The organism is Streptomyces sp. NPDC127190, from assembly GCF_042672505.1.
Taxonomy (GTDB): domain Bacteria; phylum Actinomycetota; class Actinomycetes; order Streptomycetales; family Streptomycetaceae; genus Streptomyces.
Genome location: NZ_JBHXVE010000016.1, coordinates 30,824 through 50,064, shown reverse-complemented (window position 1 = coordinate 50,064; position 19,241 = coordinate 30,824). Strand labels below are relative to the sequence as shown.

The window sequence follows — 19,241 nt, the reverse complement described above, 5'->3', positions numbered from 1 at the left end:
GCGCCCTATATAACACTCTCACCGCCGCCCCCACGCGCCGCCCGGCGCCCCCCCTATAACCACCACCCGCCCCCCCCCCCCCCCCCCCGCCCCCCCCCCCCCTCCGCCGAGTCCGAGCGACTAGCGAACGTCGCCCATCAGCTTGTTCACCTTGCTCCGGTACATCCACACCGCGCCACCGGCGATCACGGCGAGCACGGCCTCCAGGGCGACGAAGCCCATCTTGTCGAGGTTGACCCCGCCGACCGCCGGGTTCGACATCAGCGCGGTGATCGAGTCACCCGCGGTGACCGCGAGGAACCAGACGCCCATCATCTGCGAGGCGTACTTCTTCGGCGCCATCTTCGTCGTCACCGACAGACCCACCGGCGACAGCGTCAGCTCACCCACGGTCTGCACGAAGTAGATCGCGACCAGCCACATCGCCGCGGCCTTGTGACCGCCCTCGGCGACGTTCAGCGGGGCGAGGAAGAGGAAGAAGGACGCGCCGATCAGCACCAGGCCGGAGGCGAACTTCACGATGGTGCTCGGCTCCTGGCCGCGCCGGTTCAGCCACAGCCACAGCCAGGCGAAGACCGGGGCGAGCGCCATGATCATGACCGGGTTGACCGACTGGTACCAGGAGACCGGGAAGTTCCAGCCGAGGACCGAGTTCTTGGCCGAGCTGCTGGCGAACAGCGACAGGGTCGAACCACCCTGGTCGTAGATCATCCAGAAGACGGCGGCGGCCACGAAGAACCAGATGTACGCCGACACCTTGGAGCGCTCGGCGGCGTCCAGGTCCTTGTCCCGGCGGATGCGGGCGATGACCAGGATCGGCACGATCAGACCGATGAGGGTGAGCGGGATCAGCGCCCAGTTCAGGGTGAAGTGACCGGTGCCGCCGACGACGCCGTAGAACACCGCGGCGATCGCGAGCCAGATCAGGCCCTTGCGCAGGGTGGCCGACTTCTCGTCGGCGGTCAGCGGGGTGGGGACCTCGCTGCTCTTCGGGTTCAGGTGACGGCCGCCGAGCAGGTACTGGGCCAGACCCAGCGCCATGCCGAGCGCGGCCAGCGCGAAGCCCAGGTGCCAGTTGACGTTCTCACCGACGGTGCCGATGACCAGCGGCGCGGCGAAGGCGCCCAGGTTGATGCCGATGTAGAAGAGGGTGAAGCCACCGTCACGGCGCGGGTCGTCCGCACCCTTGTAGAGGTGGCCGACCATCGTGGAGATGTTGGCCTTCAGCAGACCCGAACCGATGGCGACCAGACCCAGGCCGACGAAGAAGCTCGCGGCGACGGGCAGCGCCAGGCACAGGTGGCCGAGCATGATGATCAGACCCGAGACGGCGACCGTCTTGCGGGGACCGAGTACACGGTCGGCGAACCAGCCGCCGGGCAGCGCGAGCAGGTACACGAGCGACACGTACACGGAGTAGATCGCGGTCGCCGTGCCCGCGGTCAGGTGCAGGCCGCTCGGGGCCACCAGGTACAGCGGGAGCAGGGCCCTCATGCCGTAGTAGGAGAAACGCTCCCACATCTCGGTCATGAAGAGGGTGGCCAGGCCGCGGGGGTGGCCGAAGAAGGTCTTCTCGGTGACGGGGGTGCCCGTGCGGACCGAGTCCTTCGTCAGGCTGGACGCCATGGTCGTTCCTTGCTGGTCGGGACGCGCTGCTGGAGCGTTGCGCGCCCGGTGGGGGAGCGGCCGGCACCGGCGAGGTCGGTCGTCCGCCCCCAACGCCCGAAGGGAGTCCGCCGCCGGATTACGGCAACGGTGGACGGCGACCACCGGGATCCACGCCCCGCCGCGCATCGATGCGCCGCGGAGCCCGGCCAGTAGGTCATTCCTTTCAAGGCCGACCAGAAGTGATCTTGATCGGCCCGCACACAAAGAGGACCTTCAGCGTCAGATTCCCGCCAAAGGTCCCCGGTGTGTACTACAGGCGTTCAGGTCACCATACGGCAGGACAGTGCCGGATATGGAAGGACTTGAGACGCGGATCACAGGTGTCCCGGGAACCGCGCTACGGAATTCGAAGGTCTCTCCTACGATCGCATCCCCAGGACAATGGTCCGTACCACCAGGTCGGGAAGGTAAGAACACCGGAATCCGATCACACCCCAGGACGCCCGGCGGGCGGACTACCATCACCCCATGACCCGTGTACTGCTCGCCGAGGACGACGCGTCCATCTCGGAGCCGCTGGCCCGCGCCCTGCGCCGGGAAGGGTACGAGGTGGAGGTGCGCGAGGACGGCCCCACCGCACTCGACGCCGGAATGCAGGGCGGCGTCGATCTGGTCGTACTCGACCTGGGCCTGCCCGGCATGGACGGCCTGGAGGTCGCTCGCCGGCTGCGCGCCGACGGCCACACCGTGCCGATCCTCATCCTGACCGCGCGTGCCGACGAGGTGGACACCGTCGTCGGCCTGGACGCGGGCGCCGACGACTACGTCACCAAGCCCTTCCGGCTGGCCGAACTGCTCGCCCGGGTGCGGGCGCTGCTCCGGCGCGGTGCCGCCGAGCCGCAGCAGCCGCCGGCCACCCACGGGGTGCGGATCGACGTGGAGTCCCACCGGGCCTGGATGGGCGACGAGGAGCTCCAGCTCACCGCCAAGGAGTTCGACCTGCTGCGGGTGCTGGTGCGCGACGCCGGCCGGGTGGTGACCCGGGACCAGCTGATGCGCGAGGTGTGGGACACCACGTGGTGGTCGTCCACCAAGACCCTCGACATGCACATCTCCTGGCTGCGCAAGAAGCTCGGCGACGACGCGGCCAACCCCCGCTACATCGCCACGGTGCGCGGAGTCGGCTTCCGCTTCGAGAAGAGCTGAGTTCGGGAAGAGCCGAGCAGCCCCGCGCGGGGGCCCCGCGATCACCCCAGGTAACGGAACATGCGTCGACGTCTCATCCAGTCCACCCTCGCCGTCGTCCTCGTGGTGATCGCCGTGTTCGGCATCTCCCTGGTGATCGTCGAGACCCGGACCATCGGCAACAGCGCCCAGGAGCGGGTGGACTCCGAGGCGGTGCGGCTGGCCAGCATCGTGGACAGCCGGATCCTCGCCTCCGAGAACGTCAACGCGAACGTGCTGCGCAACCCGGTCAGCAAGGACCAGTACGCGGTGATCCGGATGCCCGGCAAGCCGCCGATCGAGATCGGCAGCAAGCCGCAGGGCGATGTCATCAGCGCCACGCAGACGGGCGAGGAGGGCGAACGGGTCACCGTGCAGGAGCCGCGCTCCTCGGTGACCCGCGAGGTCGGCCGGACCCTGCTGATCATCGCGCTGGTGGCGCTGCTCGCGGTGGTCGCCGCGGTGCTGCTCGCGGTCCGCCAGGCCAACCGGCTGGCCTCCCCGCTGACCGACCTCGCCGAGACGGCGGAGCGGCTCGGCTCCGGCGACCCCCGGCCCCGGCACAAGCGGTACGGCGTGCCGGAGCTGGACCGGGTCGCCGATGTGCTGGACTCCTCCGCCGAGCGGATCGCACGCATGCTGACCGCCGAGCGGCGGCTCGCCGCCGATGCCTCCCACCAGCTGCGCACCCCGCTGACCGCGCTGTCGATGCGGCTGGAGGAGATCACCCTCACCGACGATCCGGAGACGGTGAAGGAAGAGGCCAACGTCGCGCTGACCCAGGTGGAGCGGCTCACAGACGTGGTCGAGCGGCTGTTGACCAACTCCCGCGACCCGCGCACCGGCTCCGCCGTCACGTTCAACCTGGACGAGGTCATCCAGCAGCAGCTGGCCGAGTGGCGGCCCGCCTACCGCAGCGCCGGCCGGGCCATCGTCAGCTCCGGCAAGCGCCATCTGAAGGCCGTCGGCACGCCGGGGGCGGTCGCCCAGGTGCTGGCCGCCCTGATCGAGAACTCCCTGATGCACGGCGGCGGCACGGTCGCGCTGCGCACCCGGGTCACCGGCAACCAGGCGGTGGTCGAGGTGACCGACGAGGGGCCGGGTGTCCCGGCCGACCTCGGGGCGCGGATCTTCGAGCGGACCATCAGCGGACGCAACTCGACGGGCATCGGCCTGGCCGTCGCCCGCGACCTCGCGGAAGCCGACGGCGGCCGCCTGGAGCTGCTTCAGGCACAGCCGCCGGTCTTCGGCCTCTTCCTCTCCCGCACCCCTCCGGCCCGCAAGACGGACGAAGCCCGCCCGACGGTCCGCTGAGCAGGCGCCTTACGGGATCCGCTCGGACTTGGGTTCCGGCTGGGGGTGGGGTGGCTGGGCCGCCAGGATCGACTCCGCCTCCTGGGCGGGCAGGGCGCGGAACACCCAGGTGCGGTAGGACCAGAAGCGGAACAGGGTCGCGATGCCGATGCCGAGGAACTTGAAGACGTTGCTCTGCAACGGGCTGTCCCAGCCGAAGCCGTACGTCGCCAGGTAGAGCACGCCGTTCTCGATCACCAGCCCGATCACGCTGAAGAACAGGAACAGGGTGAGTTCCTTGGTCCGGCCGCTCTTCTCGCGGTCCCGGTACGTCCAGTACCGGAAGCCGACGTAGTTGAAGACGATCGCGACGACCGTGGCGATGATGCTGGCCCGCACCACCGGCAGGTCGGAGGTGTGCCGGACCAGGTTGAACACGCCGAGATTGACCAGGACGCCGGCGCCGCCGACGGCGCCGAACTTGACCACCTCGCGTACGAGCCGTTGCAGCCCCGAGGAACGAGGTTCCATGGCTGTGCAGCTCCCGTCGGTAGGTTTCGTCAACCCCGCCATGCTATCCAGGCGGACCGGCCGATGCCCGCGGACCGGGCCAGGGCTCGGGAAGAGGGTGGGAAGCCGCGGGTAAGAGGTGGTGAGAGGGACGCGATCCGGCCGCACCGGCGCGGCCGATACGCTAGGGGTGTGACGTTCCCGGTAGTCGGCATGGTCGGCGGGGGGCAGCTCGCGCGTATGACGCACGAAGCGGGCATCCCGTTGGGCATCAGGTTCAAGCTTCTCAGTGACACCCCTCAGGATTCCGCGGCGCAGGTCGTCAGCGATGTCGTCATCGGCGACTATCGCGACCTGGACACGCTGCGCGCGTTCGCGCGGGGCTGCGATGTGATCACCTTCGATCACGAACATGTACCCACCGAGCATCTCAGGGCCCTGGAGGCGGACGGCATCCCCGTGCGCCCCGGGCCCGACGCGCTGGTGCACGCCCAGGACAAGGGCGTGATGCGGGCGAAGCTCGACTCGATCGGCATCCCGTGCCCACGGCACCGGATCGTCGAGGATCCGGAGGATGTCGCCCGGTTCGCGGCGGAGGGCGACGGCTTCCCCGTGGTCCTCAAGACCGTCCGCGGCGGCTACGACGGCAAGGGTGTGTGGGTCGTGGACTCCGTCGAGGAGGCCGCCGACCCGTTCCGGGCCGGGGTGCCGGTCCTCGCCGAGGAGAAGGTCGACTACGTCCGCGAGCTGGCCGCCAACGTCGTACGCTCCCCGCACGGCCAGGCCGTCGCCTACCCGGTGGTGGAGTCCCAGCAGGTCGACGGCGTCTGCGACACGGTCATCGCGCCCGCGCCCGGTCTCGACGAGGCGCTGGCGCTGAAGGCCGAGCGGATGGCCCTGACCATTGCCAAGGAGCTGGGCGTCGTCGGCCATCTCGCGGTGGAGCTGTTCCAGACCCGCGACGGCCGCATCCTCGTCAACGAGCTGGCGATGCGCCCGCACAACTCGGGCCACTGGACCCAGGACGGCGCGATCACCAGCCAGTTCGCCAACCATGTGCGGGCCGTGCTGGACCTGCCGCTCGGCGACCCGCGCCCGCGTGCCCGGTGGACGGTCATGGCCAACGTCCTCGGCGGCGACTTCCCGGACATGTACTCCGCGTACTTGCACTGCATGGCCCGCGACCCCAAGCTCAAGATCCATATGTACGGCAAGGACGTGAAGCCCGGCCGCAAGGTCGGTCACGTGAACACCTACGGCGACGACCTGGACGACGTGCTGGAGCGCGCCCGTCACGCTGCCGGCTACCTGAGAGGGACGATCACCGAATGAGCCCGGTCGTAGGCATTGTCATGGGGTCGGACTCCGACTGGCCCGTCATGGAGGCCGCCGCCAAGGCACTCGACGAGTTCGAGATCGCCTACGAGGTCGACGTCGTCTCCGCGCACCGGATGCCGCGCGAGATGATCACGTACGGCGAGCAGGCCGCCGACCGCGGCCTGAAGGTGATCATCGCCGGGGCGGGCGGCGCCGCCCACCTGCCCGGCATGCTCGCCTCGGTCACCCCGCTGCCGGTCATCGGCGTCCCGGTGCCGCTGAAGTACCTGGACGGCATGGACTCGCTGCTGTCGATCGTGCAGATGCCGGCCGGTGTCCCGGTCGCCACGGTCTCCGTCGCCGGTGCCCGCAACGCCGGTCTGCTCGCCGCCCGGATGCTGGCCGCGCACGACGAGGAGCTGCTGCACAAGATGCGCGACTTCCAGCAGGACCTCAACGACCAGGCCACCGAGAAGGGCAAGCGGCTGCGCTCCAAGGTCGAGGGCGCGGGCAGCGGCTTCGGCTTCGGGAAGTGACCGCCGTGGCAGCTCTGGACCAGGCCCGGGCCCTGCTGCGCGAGTTCCCGGTGGTCGACGGCCACAACGACCTGCCGTGGGCGCTGCGCGAGCACGCCGGGTACGACCTCGACGCGCTCGACATCGCCGGGCACCAGCACGAGCGCCTGCACACCGACCTGCCCCGGCTGCGCGAGGGCGGGGTCGGCGCGCAGTACTGGTCGGTCTACGTGCCCGCGGAGCAGCCCGAGCCGGTCGCGGCCACCCTGGAGCAGATCGACTGCGTCCGGCAGCTGCTGGCCCGCTACGCGCAGGACCTGGCGCCCGCGCTGACCGCCGCGGACATGGAGTCGGCGCGGAAGGAGGGCCGTATCGCCTCCCTCATGGGGGCCGAGGGCGGCCACTCCATCGCCAACTCGCTCGGCACCCTGCGCGGCCTGTACGCGCTCGGGGTGCGCTACATGACGCTCACCCACAACTCCAACGTGGACTGGGCGGACTCGGCGACCGACGAGCCGGGCGTGGGCGGCCTGTCCGGCTTCGGCCGCGAGGTGGTCCGGGAGATGAACCGGCTCGGCATGCTGGTCGACCTCTCGCACGTGGCGGCGACGACGATGCGCGACGCGCTGGACACGTCACAGGCTCCGGTGATCTTCTCCCACTCCTCCGCCCGCGCGGTCTGCGACCACCCCCGCAACGTCCCGGACGACGTGCTGGAGCGGCTGCCCGCCAACGGCGGCATGGCGATGGTGACCTTCGTACCGAAGTTCGTGCTCCAGGCGGCCGTGGAGTGGACGGCCGCGGCCGACGACAACCTCCGCGCCCACGGCTTCCACCACCTGGACACCAGCCCCGAGGCGATGCGGCTGCACCGCGCCTTCGAGGAGCGCGTGCCGCGCCCGGTGGCCACGGTGTCGACGATCGCGGACCATCTGGACCACATGCGCGAGGTGGCCGGCATCGACCACCTGGGCATCGGCGGCGACTACGACGGCACGGCCTTCACCCCGGACGGCCTGGACGACGTCTCCGGCTACCCCAACCTCCTCGCCGAACTCCTCGACCGGGGCTGGTCCAGGACCGACCTGGCCAAGCTGACCTGGCAGAACGCGGTCCGGGTGCTGGGCGCGGCCGAGGACGTCGCCCGTGACCTTCAGGCCACGCGGTCGCCGTCCAACGCGACCATCGCGGCGCTGGACGGCAGCCCCGCCTGACCGGCCAGGGCGGGGTAGTCGTTGTACCCCTCGGCCCCGCCCACGTACATGAAGTACCGGTCCCGGACCGGGTTGAGCGGGGCGCCGAGCCGCAGCCGGTCGACCAGGTCCGGGTTGGCGAGGAACGGCCGGCCGAGGGCCACCAGGTCGGCGCCGGCCGCCCGCATCTCCCGCGCCGCCCGGGCGACGGCCCCGGCGGACAGGTCGGTCAGGTCCGGGTTGCCGATCAGCACGCCGGGCCAGTCGGCGCGGATCCGCCGGTACCAGGCCGTGCCCGGGTCCGAGCGGACCAGGTGCAGATAGGCGAGGTCCAGCCCCCGCAGCCGGTCCAGGAGCGCGGCGTAGATGCCCTCGGTGTCCTCCTCCCGCACCCCGTTGACGGTGCTCGCGGGGGAGATGCGGATGCCCACCCGGTCCGCGCCGATCGCCTCGGCCACCGCCTCGGTCACCTCCGCCGCGAACCGCACCCGCCGCTGCACCGGGCCGCCGTAGCCGTCGCGCCGGCGGTTGGTGTTGTCCGCGAGGAACTGGTGCAGCAGCATCCCGTTGGCCGAGTGCACCTCGACCCCCTCGAAGCCCGCGTCGCGCGCCCGCCGGGCGGCGGCGGCGAAGTCGGCGACCGTGGCGCGGATGTCGTCGGCGGTCATCTCCCGGGGCACGACGGCCGGCCGGTGCCCGTCCGGCGTGAAGATCGTCTCCGGCAGCGGGACGGGGGAGGGCGCCACCGGGGTGAGACCGCTGGTCGCCGGATGGCCCACCCGGCCGCCGTGCTGGAGCTGGAGGAACATGCGCCCGCCGGCCGCCCGCACCGCGTCGGTGACCCGGCGCCAGCCCGCCACGTGCCGGTCGGTGTGGACGGCGGTGATGTTCGGGTACGTCTGCCCGACCGCGTTCGGTGTCGAGCCCTCGGCGACGATCAGCCCGGCCGAGGCGCGCTGGGCGTAGTGCGTGACCATCAGGTCGGTCGGGGTGCCGTCGGCCTCCGCGCGGTTGCGGGTGAGGGGGGCCATCACCAGGCGGTTGGGGAGTTCCAGCGCGCCGAGGCGGGCCGGGGCCAGGAGGTCCGTGGAGTCCATGGAGTGCGTTGTCTGCGGCATGGCCGCACGGTAGAACTTGACACTGATGTCAGATTCAAGTCCTCGGGCGTGGAGGTGACGGCATGCGCATCGGTGAACTGGCCCGGCGCACCGGCGTGAGCGAGCGGTCGCTGCGCTACTACGAGACCCAGGGCCTGCTCGCCAGCGAGCGCACCCCCGGCGGCCACCGCGACTACCCGGAGCGGGCCGTCGACCGGGTCATCCGCATCCAGGAGCTGTACGCGGCGGGCCTGCACAGCGACAGGATCCGCCTGCTGCTGCCCTGCATGCGCGACGAGGACGGCGGCCCCTCGGCGATCGCCACCCCGCGCCTGGTCGAGGACCTCACCGCCGAACGCGACCGCATCGACCGCATGATCGCCGACCTCCGGCGCTCCCGGGACACCCTGGACGAGGTCATCCGCACGGCCCGCAGATCCTGACCGCGGTACCCCCGAACGCCCCACTCATCAGGAACATCCCCTCGGCTCCATGCGACCGTGGGCGGTACGCCAGCCACCTACGCCGTAGCTCACGACCGACGTAGCCCCACGACGACGTACGGAGCCCCCATGGCCGACCTCCAGGACGACATCCCCTCCACGACCGAGGTCGGCGAGGACGACGGCCTGCCGGACGACCCCTTCCCGCCGGGGCCGGCCGGCTCGGCCGAGGCCCTGGACCGGGCGCACGCCCTCCTCGCCGCCCACCCGGTCGCCGACGGCTACAGCGGCCTGCCCTGGGCCCTGCGCCATCTGCCCTGGTACGACCTGGAGCTGGGCGAGGCCGCCATCGACACGGACGTGCCGCGGATGCGCGAGGGCCATGTCGGCGCCCTGTTCTGGTCGCTGCACCTGCCCGCCGAGCCCGGCGAGCCCGACAGCGCCGGAGGCGGCGAGCGCGCGACGGCAGCCACCCTGGAGCAGCTGGACCTGGTCCGCTCGGTGATCGAGGCCCACCCGGAGGGGCTGCGCCTGGTGCGCACCGCCGGCCAGGTCATCGACGCCCGCAACTGCGGCCGGGTCGCCGTGGTGCTGGGCCCGGCGGACGGCACCGCGCTCGGCGACTCCCTCGGCATCCTGCGCATCCTGCACGCCCTCGGCCTCCGGGTGCTCACCCTCGCCGGCACCGCCTGGGCGGGCCAGGCGGGCCTGACCCGGTTCGGCGAGGAGGTCGTCCGGGAGATGAACCGGCTCGGCGTGCTCGCCGACGTCTCCGGCGCCTCGCACGCCACCGCCGGGCGGACCGTGGCGCTGTCCAAGACACCGGTGCTGTGCACCCGCTCCGCCGCCCGGGTGCTGCGCCCGCACCCCGCCAACCTGCCCGACGACCTGCTCACCGCGCTGGGCGCGGCCAAGGGCCTGTGCATGGTGCCGCTGACCGCCGAGCAGACCGGCCCGACCGTCCAGGACGTCGCCGACCACCTCGACCACGTCCGGGACGTGGCCGGCCCGGAGTGCGTCGGCCTGTCCGGCACCTATGACTCCGGCGCCGTGCACCCGCGCGACCTCGCCGACGCCTCCCGCTACCCCCATCTGATCGCCGAGCTGCTCCGGCGCGGCTGGTCCGAGACCGAACTGTCCCTGCTGACCTGGGGAAACGTTCAGCGGGTGCTGCGCAGCGCGGACTTCATGGCCCGCGCCGCCCAGCACCGCAGAGAGGCCTCGACGGCGAAGATCACCGAGTTGGACCAGCCCTGAGCCGTCAGGAGGTGCAGAGGCAGAAGGGGTGCCCCACGGGGTCCGCGTACACCCGGAAGGTGCGCTCGCGGTCCGCGGTGTCCAGCGGACGCGCCCCCAGCTCCAGCACCGCCTTCTCGGCCGCGTCCAGGTCCGGCGCCACCAGGTCCAGGTGGAACTGCTGGTCGCCGTCCGGTCCGGGCCAGTGCGGCGGCACGTACTGCGGAGCCTCCTGGAACGCCAGCGTCGGCCCTCCCGGCACCTTCAGCTCCACCCAGTCCCCCTGGCCCTCGGGGGTGCCGCCCAGGACGGCGGCGTAGAAGCCGGCCAGCGCCCGTGGGTCGGGACAGTCCAGCACGACGACACCGAATGTGGCGAGAGCCATGACTACCTCCTCGTGTTGCGTGGACGTGGTGCAGAATGCGGAACGACGCCGGTTCGGCCGACTGAGCCTCGGCCGAAACGGCGTCACCCTGCCGTGCGGTCAGGCGGTGGGGCGGCCCATCGCCCGGTAGGTCCAGCCGGCCCGTCGCCACAGCTCCGGGTCGAGGGTGTTGCGCCCGTCCAGGATCAGCCGGTCCGCCGCGACCTCGCCGAGCGCCGCCGGGTCCAGCTCGCGGAACTCGCGCCACTCGGTGAGGTGGAGCACGACGTCGGCGCCGCGCACCGCGTCCAGCGCCGAGTCGGCGTAGCCGAGGGTCGGGAAGACCCGGCGGGCGTTGGTCATGCCCTTGGGGTCGTACACGGTCACCTGGCCGCCCTGGAGATGGATCTGCCCGGCCACGTTGAGCGCGGGCGAGTCCCGGACGTCGTCCGAGTCGGGCTTGAAGGTGGCGCCGAGCACCGCGACCCGCTTGCCGAGGAAGGAGCCGCCGCCCAGCGCCTCCCGGGCCATCTCCACCATCTGGCCGCGCCGGCGCATGTTGATGGAGTCGATCTCGCGCAGGAAGGTCAGCGCCTGGTCCGCGCCCAGCTCGCCCGCCCGCGCCATGAACGCCCGGATGTCCTTCGGCAGACAGCCGCCGCCGAAGCCGATCCCGGCGCGCAGGAACTTGGCGCCGATCCGGTCGTCGTGCCCGATGGCCTCCGCCAGCCGGGCCACGTCACCGCCCGCGGCCTCGCACACCTCCGCCATCGCGTTGATGAAGGAGATCTTGGTGGCGAGGAAGGAGTTCGCGGCGGTCTTCACCAGCTCGGCGGTCGGGAAGTCGGTGACGACGAACGGCGTGCCCTCGCCGACCGGCGTCGCGTACACCTCGCGCAGCAGCTTCTCGGCCCGCTCGCTGCGCACACCCACCACGATCCGGTCCGGGTGCAGGGTGTCCTGCACGGCGAAGCCCTCGCGCAGGAACTCCGGGTTCCAGGCCAGCTCGGCGTCGCCGCCGGCCGGGGCGTGCTCGGCGAGATAGGCGGCCAGCCGGTCCGCGGACCCGACCGGCACGGTCGACTTGCCGACCACCAGGGCGGGGCCGTGCAGATGCGGGGCGAGGGAGGCGATCGCGGAGTCGACGTAACTCATGTCACAGGCGTACTCGCCGTGCTTCTGCGGGGTGTTCACGCACACGAAGTGCACATCACCGAAGGCGCCGACCTCGGCCCAGTCGGTGGTGAACCGCAGCCGCCCCGACGAGCCCTCGATCCCCGCCACATGCCTGCGGAGCAGCTCGTCCAGCCCCGGCTCGAACATCGGGGTCTCGCCGCGCTCCAGCAGAGCGATCTTCTCCGGTACGACATCCAGCCCCAGCACCTCGAACCCCAGTTCGGCCATGGCCGCGGCGTGCGTGGCGCCGAGATAGCCGGTGCCGATCACGGTGATCTTCAGGCTCATGGGTGCTCCAGAACGGGTACGTCGGTGATGCGGAGCCCGAGCATAGTCGGGCCGCCCACCGGGCAATTTCCCCGCTGTCACCAAGCTCACGTAGGCGTCCCCCGGGCTGCCCTCTAAAATTTGAGTTACTTAACGGTAATTAGCGTCATCACTGCGTCAGTATCACTGCGTCTTTGGAGCGTGAGAGACCTTGGCCGGATCGGCTGACTTCGACCTGTACCGCCCGTCCGAGGAGCACGACATGCTCCGCGACGCCGTCCGCTCCCTGGTCGAGGCGAAGATCGCGCCGTACGCCACCGCGGTGGACGAGGAGGCCCGCTTCCCGCAGGAGGCCCTCGACGCCCTGGTGGCCAACGACCTGCACGCCGTGCACGTCCCCGAGGAGTACGGCGGCTCCGGCGCCGACGCGCTCGCCACGGTCATCGTGATCGAGGAGGTGGCCCGCGCCTGCGTCTCCTCCTCCCTCATCCCCGCCGTGAACAAGCTCGGCTCGCTGCCGGTGATCCTCTCCGGCTCCGAGGAGCTGAAGAAGAAGTACCTGGGTCCGCTCGCCAAGGGCGACGCGATGTTCTCGTACTGCCTGTCCGAGCCGGAGGCGGGCTCGGACGCCGCCGGCATGAAGACCAAGGCGGTCCGCGACGGCGACCACTGGATCCTCAACGGCGTCAAGCGCTGGATCACCAACGCGGGCGTCAGCGAGTACTACACCGTGATGGCCGTGACGGACCCGGAGAAGCGCTCCAAGGGCATCTCCGCCTTCGTCGTCGAGAAGTCCGACCCGGGCGTGTCCTTCGGCGCCCCGGAGAAGAAGCTCGGCATCAAGGGCTCCCCGACCCGCGAGGTCTACTTCGACAACGTCCGCATCCCCGCCGACCGCATGATCGGCGAGGAGGGCACCGGCTTCATGACGGCCATGAAGACCCTGGACCACACCCGCATCACCATCGCCGCCCAGGCGCTCGGCGTCGCCCAGGGCGCCTTCGACTACGCCAAGGGCTATGTCCAGGAGCGTAAGCAGTTCGGCAAGGCGATCGCCGACTTCCAGGGCATCCAGTTCATGCTCGCCGACATGTCGATGAAGATCTCGGCCGCCCGCGCCCTGACCTACCAGGCCGCCGCCGCCTCCGAGCGCGGCGACGCCGACCTCACCTACCTGGGCGCAGCCGCCAAGTGCTTCGCCTCGGACGTGGCGATGGAGGTCACCACCGACGCCGTCCAGCTCCTCGGCGGCTACGGCTACACCCGTGACTACCCGGTGGAGCGCATGATGCGCGACGCCAAGATCACCCAGATTTATGAGGGCACGAACCAGGTCCAGCGGATCGTGATGGCCCGCAACCTGCCGTAGGGCCGGACCGGCTCCTCCTCGGTGCGCCTGGTGACCGGTCGGTCACATGCGGCGCGGGGCCGGGGGACGTAGGACGGAAGCACACGGGACCCGTCCCGGGTCCCCGCCTCCGAGGAGGAGCCATGACCCAGTCCGGAATGATGCCCGCCCTGACCCGGCAGATGCAGGACTGCATCGAGGCCTGCATGAACTGCCACAACATGTGCGAGGAGGCCATGAGCTCCTGCATGCAGCAGGGCGGCCAGGCGCAGATGCAGGTCATGCGCGCGCTCATGGACTGCTCCGAGACGACCCGTATGTGCGCCGACATGATGATGCGGCGCTCGCCCATGTCCGGCGACATGTGCGCCATGTGCGCGAGGGTCTGCGAGATGTGCGCCGAGGCGTGTATGTCCATGCCCGACGACCAGATGATGATGCGCTGTGCGGAGGCGTGTCGCCGCTGCGCGGAAACCTGTCGCGCGATGGCGGGCGCGAGCATGTGAGCCCGGCCCGCTGAGGCCGGCGGCCGAGGGCACCCGCTCCGGGCGCCCTCGGTCCCGCCGCAGCCGTCAGGTGCCGGAGACGGTGACCTTCTGGTCGTTCTTCAACTCGTCCACCAGCGTCTTCACCTTCGCCTTGTCCCAGACGAGGTTGCCGCCCGTGGAGCCGGAGATCGGCATGTTCATCGAGGTGCCGTCACCGCCGCTGACGCCCTTCATCGCCCAGAACATCGAGGCCAGGTCCCACAGCGACATGTCCTTGTCGACGATCAGCGAGTCCAGGCCCGCGCCCATCACCGGGTAGAACTTGAACGGGTTGAGGATCGTCGACGGCGTGGCCACCTGGTGGGCCAGCGCGGACAGGAACTTCTGCTGGTTCTTGGTGCGCTGGAGGTCGGAGGCGGCGAAGGCGTGCCGGGTCCGGACGAACGCGAGCGCCTGCTGCCCGTTCAGGGTCTGCTTGCCCGCCTTGAAGTCGGCGCCGGACCACTTGTCCTTGAAGGCGTGGTCGATGGTGATGTCGACACCGCCGACCGCGTCCACGATGTTCGCGAAGCCCTGGAAGCCGATCTCCACGTAGTGGTCGATGTGCAGACCGGTGTTGTACTCGATCGTGCGCACCAGCAGGGTCGGGCCGTCCTCGGCGTAGGCCGCGTTCAGCTTCTCGTGCCGGCCTCTCGCCGGGTAGACCTTCCCGGACGTCGAGCCCTTGTACGACGGGACCTCCACGTCCGAGTCGCGCGGCAGCGAGACCAGCGTGTCGCCGTTGTCGCCGACGTGCAGGATCATCATCGAGTCGGTGCGCTTGCCCTCGGCGGCGCCGGTGTGCAGCTTCTTCTCGTCCGCCCTGGACATGCCCTCGCGGCTGTCCGAGCCGACGATCAGGTAGTTGGTGCCCGAGCCGCTCTCCGGGCGGTCGATGACCTTGGACAGGTCGACCTCGCGGCGCAGCTTGGAGTCGGCCCAGAAGTAGGTCGCGACCGAGGTGACGACCAGCACGGTCGCCAGCGTGATCGCCGTCCACTTGATCCGGCGCCGCCAGTTCAGCGCGGGCCGCGCCGCCCGGCCCGGCGCACCGGCCGGACCGCCGGGACCGCGGCCGCCGGGGGCGCCGTAGACCTGACCGGTGTTGTAGCCGCTGTCGAAGCCGGTGCCCTCGTCATAACCCTGGCCGTCGGTGTACGACGGCTGCTGCGGGACTCCGGCGCCGTACGGCGGCGCGGAGCGGCCGGGGCCGCCGTACGCCGAGCGGGGGCCGGGCGGTACCGCCGGACCGCGCCGCACCTGACGCATCACCTGGGCGCCTTCCGGCTGTGCGCCGGCACTGCCGCGTCCGTAGCGGGGGTCACGGTTGTCGTCGGACCATCCCTCGGGCCAGTCATTCATGGGCCCCAGTGTGCCGGGCCGCTCCAGGTGCCTTACAAGGCCTGTCGGAAAATAGGGTCGGCGCTGTTGCCAAGCTGACACAAATTCCGCGAATGTCGCTTCGGCATAAGGTGGAGGGCATGACAGACCAGGCCACGGGCGCGGAAACAGACATCCCGGGCAAGCCCACGTCCGCCTCGCGCACCACCCTCAGCCACATCATGACCCACAACGACACCAACCTGCTGGGGACGGTGCACGGCGGTGTGATCATGAAGCTCGTCGACGACGCGGCGGGCGCCGTGGCCGGCCGGCACTCCGGCGGTCCCGCCGTCACCGCCTCCATGGACGAGATGGCGTTCCTGGAGCCGGTCCGCGTCGGTGACCTGGTCCATGTGAAGGCCCAGGTGAACTGGACCGGCCGGACCTCCATGGAGGTCGGCGTCCGGGTCCTCGCCGAGCGCTGGAACGAGTCCGCCCCGCCCACCCAGGTCGGCTCCGCCTACCTGGTCTTCGCGGCCGTGGACGCCGACGGCAGGCCGCGCCGGGTCCCGCCGGTCCTCCCGGAGACCGACCGCGACCGCCGCCGCTACCAGGAAGCCCAGATCCGCCGCACCCACCGCCTGGCCCGCCGCCGCGCCATCCGCGAACTGCGGGAGAAGCGCACGGCAGAAGGCTACGAGGAGTAGGGCCGCCCCTGAGGGGCGCGCTGTCTTCCCGCTGCGGCTCGGCACGGCGCCCCGGCCGGCACACGGTGCGGCCGCGCCTCGCCGCCGCGCCTCGCCACGGGGGCGCTCTGGCCGGCACCCCGCCTCGCGCCGCACGCGGCCGCTGCCGCGGAGGGCCAGGAGGGGCAGGGCAACCCCTTCAGGGCCGCGCCCTGTGTCTCCTGTGCGGCCTCGCCTCGCCGCCGGGCCTCGCCAGGGTGGCGCCCCGGCCGGACCACCGCCTCGCGCCACACGCGGCCGCTGCCGCTGGGCGGGGGGGGGGCTAGGGGGACGCCCCCCGACCGCGCCCCGTCGTAGACGCTCAGCACACCACTTCGCTGCCCCGGACCACGCTCTGCTGGGGTTGGGCGGGGTCTTCGTAGTGGATCGGGCGGACCGCCTTGAAGTCGGTGCCGATCGTCGCCTTCAGGAGCGGGCCCTGGCCCGGTACCGCGCGCAGCTCGCTGCCGGGCAGGGCCGCCGCCAGGGAGCGGGCGGAGCGGTCCCAGCGGGGGTCGTAGGAGATCACGGTCCGCTTGACGTCGCGCACCGGCGCGGTGACCGGCCGGTGCGTGGTGGCGAAGCCCGCCGCCGCGAGCGCCGCGTCGGCCCGCTTGGCCAGCCCGGCCGTCGGCGTGCCGTTCGCCAGCTGCACCCGGACCTGCCGCGGGTCCACGTCCACCGGCACCGGGGCCGGGCCGCGGCGCGGCGGCGCGGTGACGGCGAGCGGCTTGTCGTCGCGCAGCGCCTGGAACAGCTGGTCCGCCTTGGCCTGGTCCCACTTCAGGGTGGAGCCGACGCCCTTCACGTCGTAGTTCATCTGCGCGATCGGCACGGTGGCGAACTCGGACGAGGACGGGGAGAAGTTCCGCATCGCCCGGCCGAGGTCGAGCAGCTCGTCGGTGCCGAAGCCCTCGTCCGCCCGGACCGAGCCGAGCACCGCCCGGGTCACGTCCCGGAACCTCATCGGGTTGAGCAGCACCCCGGAGGCGGTCGTCTTCTCGATCAGCGCGGCGAGGAACCGCTGCTGCCGCTTCATCCGGCCCAGATCGCTCGCCCCGTCCACATGCCGGGCGCGCACGTACTGGAGCGCCTGCCCGCCCTGGAGGGTGTGGGTGCCGGCGGAGAGGTCGAGTCCGGTGAACGCGTCCTTCAGCGGGGTCGCCGTGCACACGTTCACCCCGCCCAGCACGTCGACCGTCTTCATGAAGCTGGTGAAGTCGACCTCCAGATAGTGGTCGATCTTCACATGGGTCATGTTCTCCACGGTCCGGATGGTCAGCTGCGGGCCGCCCTCCGCGTAGGCCGCGTTCAGCTTGAGCGGATGCGCCCCGTACCGCCGGCCCGTCGACGGGTCGACATGCGCGGGCACCTCGGCGTAGGAGTCGCGGGGCAGGCTCACCACGGTGGCCCGCTCCCGGTCCGCGGAGATGTGCACCAGCATCATCGTGTCGGTGCAGTGGCAGGGCTCTCCGCCCAGGTGGTAGGCGCGCCGCAGCTGCTCGGTGATCTTGTCTCGGCCGTCGGTGCCGACCAGCAGGACGTTCATGCCGTGGCCCGCGCGGGGCCGGTTCTTCATGTCCTTGAAGGCGTCGACGCGGGCGATACCCGCGTCCAGGCTGGTGACCACCGCGTGCCCGATCCCGGCGGAGGCGAGCACCACGACGGACAGCGTGGTCAGCGCCCGCATCGCCCAGCGCGGCCGTTTCGGCGGCCGGACCGGCCGCACCGCCCGCTCGGGCGGGCGCGGCACCCGGCGGGGCGGCTGCGAACGGCGCTGGGGACGCGCGGGGGAGTGAGGGGGGCTGGGCACAGGGGGACTCCTCCGGACGAGGCCGAACGTGGGATCCGTGAGCACGGTAGGCCGATACGACCTTCATCCCGCGTCACGCCCCCGGCGGGGCGCACCGCTGTCCCCCGTTCGCGGTAACGTGAGCGTCCTATGAACGCCAAGCCCGACGTGCGGCTCCCCGCTGTTTCCGTGATCATGCCCGTCCTCAACGAGGAGCGGCATCTGCGCGGGGCCGTCCAAGCGATCCTCGCGCAGAGTTACCCCGGCGAGATGGAGGTCGTCATCGCCCTCGGTCCGTCCACGGACCGCACGGACGAGATCGCCGCCGAGCTGGTGCACGAAGACTGGCGCGTCCACACCGTCCCGAACCCGAGCGGCCGCACCCCCGCCGCCCTGAACGCGGCGATCAAGGCCTCCCGGCACCCGATCGTGGTCCGCGTCGACGGCCACGGCATCCTCTCGCCGAACTACATCGCGACCGCCGTACGGCTCCTGGAGGAGACCGGCGCGCAGAACGTCGGCGGCATCATGCACGCCGAGGGCGAGAACGCCTGGGAGGACGCGGTCGCCGCCGCGATGACCTCCAAGATCGGTGTCGGCAACGCGGCCTTCCACACCGGCGGCGAGGCGGGCCCGGCGGAGACGGTCTACCTGGGCGTCTTCCGCCGCGAGGCCCTGGAGCAGCAGGGCGGCTACAACGAGGAGTTCATCCGCGCCCAGGACTGGGAGCTGAACTTCCGGATCCGCGAGGCGGGCGGCCTGATCTGGTTCTCGCCCGAGCTGAAGGTGTCGTACCGGCCGCGGCCCTCCGTCCGGGCGCTGGCCAAGCAGTACAAGGACTACGGCCGCTGGCGGCATGTCGTCGCCCGCTACCACGCCGGCTCCATCAACCTGCGCTACCTCGCCCCGCCGGCCGCGGTGTGCGCCATCGCCGCGGGGGTCGTGGTGGGCGCCGCCCTGACGCCGTGGGGCTTCGTGATCCCCGCCGGCTATCTGGCGGCGATCACGGCCGGCTCGGTCCCGGCGGGCAAGGGCCTGCCGCTGAAGGCCCGGTTCCAGATCCCGGTGGCCCTCGCCACCATGCACATGTCGTGGGGCTGGGGCTTCCTGACCAGCCCGAAGTCCCTCGCCAAGCGGGTCATCGCCTCGCGCCGCCCGGCGGTGCTCAGCTCCTGACCGGCCATCGGGGCCCCCCGGCGACCGAGGAGGACCACACACGCAGCCCCCCGGCCGGCCCACCCACGGGAGGCCCAGACCACCACACAACCCGCCCCCCGGCCCAC

General features: G+C 71.4%; 18 protein-coding genes. 11 read left to right on the top strand and 7 right to left on the bottom strand.

The genetic code is table 11. The annotated features are described in order from the left end of the window. Window positions 1–120: 120 nt before the first annotated feature. Window positions 121–1,626, bottom strand: a complete 1,506-nt coding sequence (locus ACFVIU_RS23785) for an oligopeptide:H+ symporter (RefSeq protein ID WP_385844854.1) — start codon at window positions 1,624–1,626, stop codon at window positions 121–123. A gap of 510 nt (window positions 1,627–2,136) precedes the next feature. Between ACFVIU_RS23785 and ACFVIU_RS23780 the strand changes: the two genes are divergently transcribed. Beyond that, window positions 2,137–2,814: a response regulator transcription factor gene (locus ACFVIU_RS23780; RefSeq protein ID WP_020940464.1), complete on the top strand. Its 678-nt coding sequence runs from the start codon at window positions 2,137–2,139 to the stop codon at window positions 2,812–2,814. 60 nt (window positions 2,815–2,874) lie between these two features. Continuing rightward, entirely contained in the window at window positions 2,875–4,146 is a 1,272-nt protein-coding gene (locus ACFVIU_RS23775) for an ATP-binding protein (protein WP_385844853.1), read from the top strand. Window positions 4,147–4,155: 9 nt separating this feature from the next. On the opposite strand, the gene ACFVIU_RS23770 is transcribed toward ACFVIU_RS23775, so the two are convergent. Further along, window positions 4,156–4,656 (bottom strand): GtrA family protein, encoded by a 501-nt coding sequence (locus tag ACFVIU_RS23770; protein ID WP_385844852.1) that lies wholly within the window; start codon window positions 4,654–4,656, stop codon window positions 4,156–4,158. A 171-nt stretch (window positions 4,657–4,827) separates the two neighbouring features. Between ACFVIU_RS23770 and ACFVIU_RS23765 the strand changes: the two genes are divergently transcribed. The 3 genes from ACFVIU_RS23765 to ACFVIU_RS23755 are packed head-to-tail and all read left to right on the top strand — an operon-like array spanning window position 4,828 to window position 7,681. Next, window positions 4,828–5,967: a 5-(carboxyamino)imidazole ribonucleotide synthase gene (locus ACFVIU_RS23765; RefSeq protein WP_385844851.1), complete on the top strand. Its 1,140-nt coding sequence runs from the start codon at window positions 4,828–4,830 to the stop codon at window positions 5,965–5,967. Continuing rightward, on the top strand, window positions 5,964–6,488 hold the full coding sequence (gene purE / locus ACFVIU_RS23760) for a 5-(carboxyamino)imidazole ribonucleotide mutase (RefSeq protein WP_385844850.1): 525 nt from the start codon (window positions 5,964–5,966) through the stop codon (window positions 6,486–6,488). The genes ACFVIU_RS23765 and purE overlap by 4 nt, the downstream gene beginning before the upstream one ends. Window positions 6,489–6,493: 5 nt before the next feature. Then, window positions 6,494–7,681, top strand: a complete 1,188-nt coding sequence (locus ACFVIU_RS23755; RefSeq protein WP_385844849.1) for a dipeptidase — start codon at window positions 6,494–6,496, stop codon at window positions 7,679–7,681. Here the strand turns inward: ACFVIU_RS23755 and ACFVIU_RS23750 are convergent. Continuing rightward, window positions 7,621–8,778, bottom strand: coding sequence for an alkene reductase (locus ACFVIU_RS23750; RefSeq protein ID WP_385844848.1), 1,158 nt, complete (start codon window positions 8,776–8,778; stop codon window positions 7,621–7,623). The two genes, ACFVIU_RS23755 and ACFVIU_RS23750, sit on opposite strands and share 61 nt — an antisense overlap. Window positions 8,779–8,840: 62 nt before the next feature. Between ACFVIU_RS23750 and ACFVIU_RS23745 the strand changes: the two genes are divergently transcribed. Together ACFVIU_RS23745 and ACFVIU_RS23740 are read left to right on the top strand one after the other, a co-directional pair. After that, entirely contained in the window at window positions 8,841–9,200 is a 360-nt protein-coding gene (locus ACFVIU_RS23745) for a MerR family transcriptional regulator (RefSeq protein WP_385844847.1), read from the top strand. Window positions 9,201–9,329: 129 nt separating this feature from the next. Next, on the top strand, window positions 9,330–10,457 hold the full coding sequence (locus ACFVIU_RS23740) for a dipeptidase (protein ID WP_385844846.1): 1,128 nt from the start codon (window positions 9,330–9,332) through the stop codon (window positions 10,455–10,457). A gap of 4 nt (window positions 10,458–10,461) precedes the next feature. Here ACFVIU_RS23740 and ACFVIU_RS23735 read toward each other — a convergent pair whose 3' ends face one another. Further along, on the bottom strand, window positions 10,462–10,821 hold the full coding sequence (locus tag ACFVIU_RS23735; protein WP_385844845.1) for a VOC family protein: 360 nt from the start codon (window positions 10,819–10,821) through the stop codon (window positions 10,462–10,464). A 99-nt stretch (window positions 10,822–10,920) separates the two neighbouring features. After that, a complete protein-coding gene (locus ACFVIU_RS23730; protein WP_385844844.1) occupies window positions 10,921–12,264 on the bottom strand; it encodes a UDP-glucose dehydrogenase family protein in 1,344 nt (447 codons plus the stop codon). Window positions 12,265–12,454: 190 nt separating this feature from the next. Between ACFVIU_RS23730 and ACFVIU_RS23725 the strand changes: the two genes are divergently transcribed. Both ACFVIU_RS23725 and ACFVIU_RS23720 read left to right on the top strand, forming a co-directional pair. Then, window positions 12,455–13,612 (top strand): acyl-CoA dehydrogenase family protein, encoded by a 1,158-nt coding sequence (locus ACFVIU_RS23725; protein WP_385844843.1) that lies wholly within the window; start codon window positions 12,455–12,457, stop codon window positions 13,610–13,612. 122 nt (window positions 13,613–13,734) lie between these two features. Next, a complete protein-coding gene (locus ACFVIU_RS23720; protein WP_385844842.1) occupies window positions 13,735–14,097 on the top strand; it encodes a four-helix bundle copper-binding protein in 363 nt (120 codons plus the stop codon). 66 nt (window positions 14,098–14,163) lie between these two features. On the opposite strand, the gene ACFVIU_RS23715 is transcribed toward ACFVIU_RS23720, so the two are convergent. Beyond that, a complete protein-coding gene (locus tag ACFVIU_RS23715; RefSeq protein WP_385844841.1) occupies window positions 14,164–15,480 on the bottom strand; it encodes an LCP family protein in 1,317 nt (438 codons plus the stop codon). A 92-nt stretch (window positions 15,481–15,572) separates the two neighbouring features. Here ACFVIU_RS23715 and ACFVIU_RS23710 point away from each other — a divergent pair, with 92 nt between their 5' ends. Further along, window positions 15,573–16,148, top strand: a complete 576-nt coding sequence (locus ACFVIU_RS23710; RefSeq protein WP_385844840.1) for an acyl-CoA thioesterase — start codon at window positions 15,573–15,575, stop codon at window positions 16,146–16,148. A 340-nt stretch (window positions 16,149–16,488) separates the two neighbouring features. Here the strand turns inward: ACFVIU_RS23710 and ACFVIU_RS23705 are convergent, their stop codons facing one another. Beyond that, a complete protein-coding gene (locus ACFVIU_RS23705) occupies window positions 16,489–17,856 on the bottom strand; it encodes an LCP family protein (protein WP_385845052.1) in 1,368 nt (455 codons plus the stop codon). A gap of 252 nt (window positions 17,857–18,108) precedes the next feature. Here ACFVIU_RS23705 and ACFVIU_RS23700 point away from each other — a divergent pair, with 252 nt between their 5' ends. Further along, window positions 18,109–19,134, top strand: coding sequence for a glycosyltransferase family 2 protein (locus ACFVIU_RS23700; protein ID WP_385844839.1), 1,026 nt, complete (start codon window positions 18,109–18,111; stop codon window positions 19,132–19,134). Window positions 19,135–19,241 lie beyond the last annotated feature (107 nt).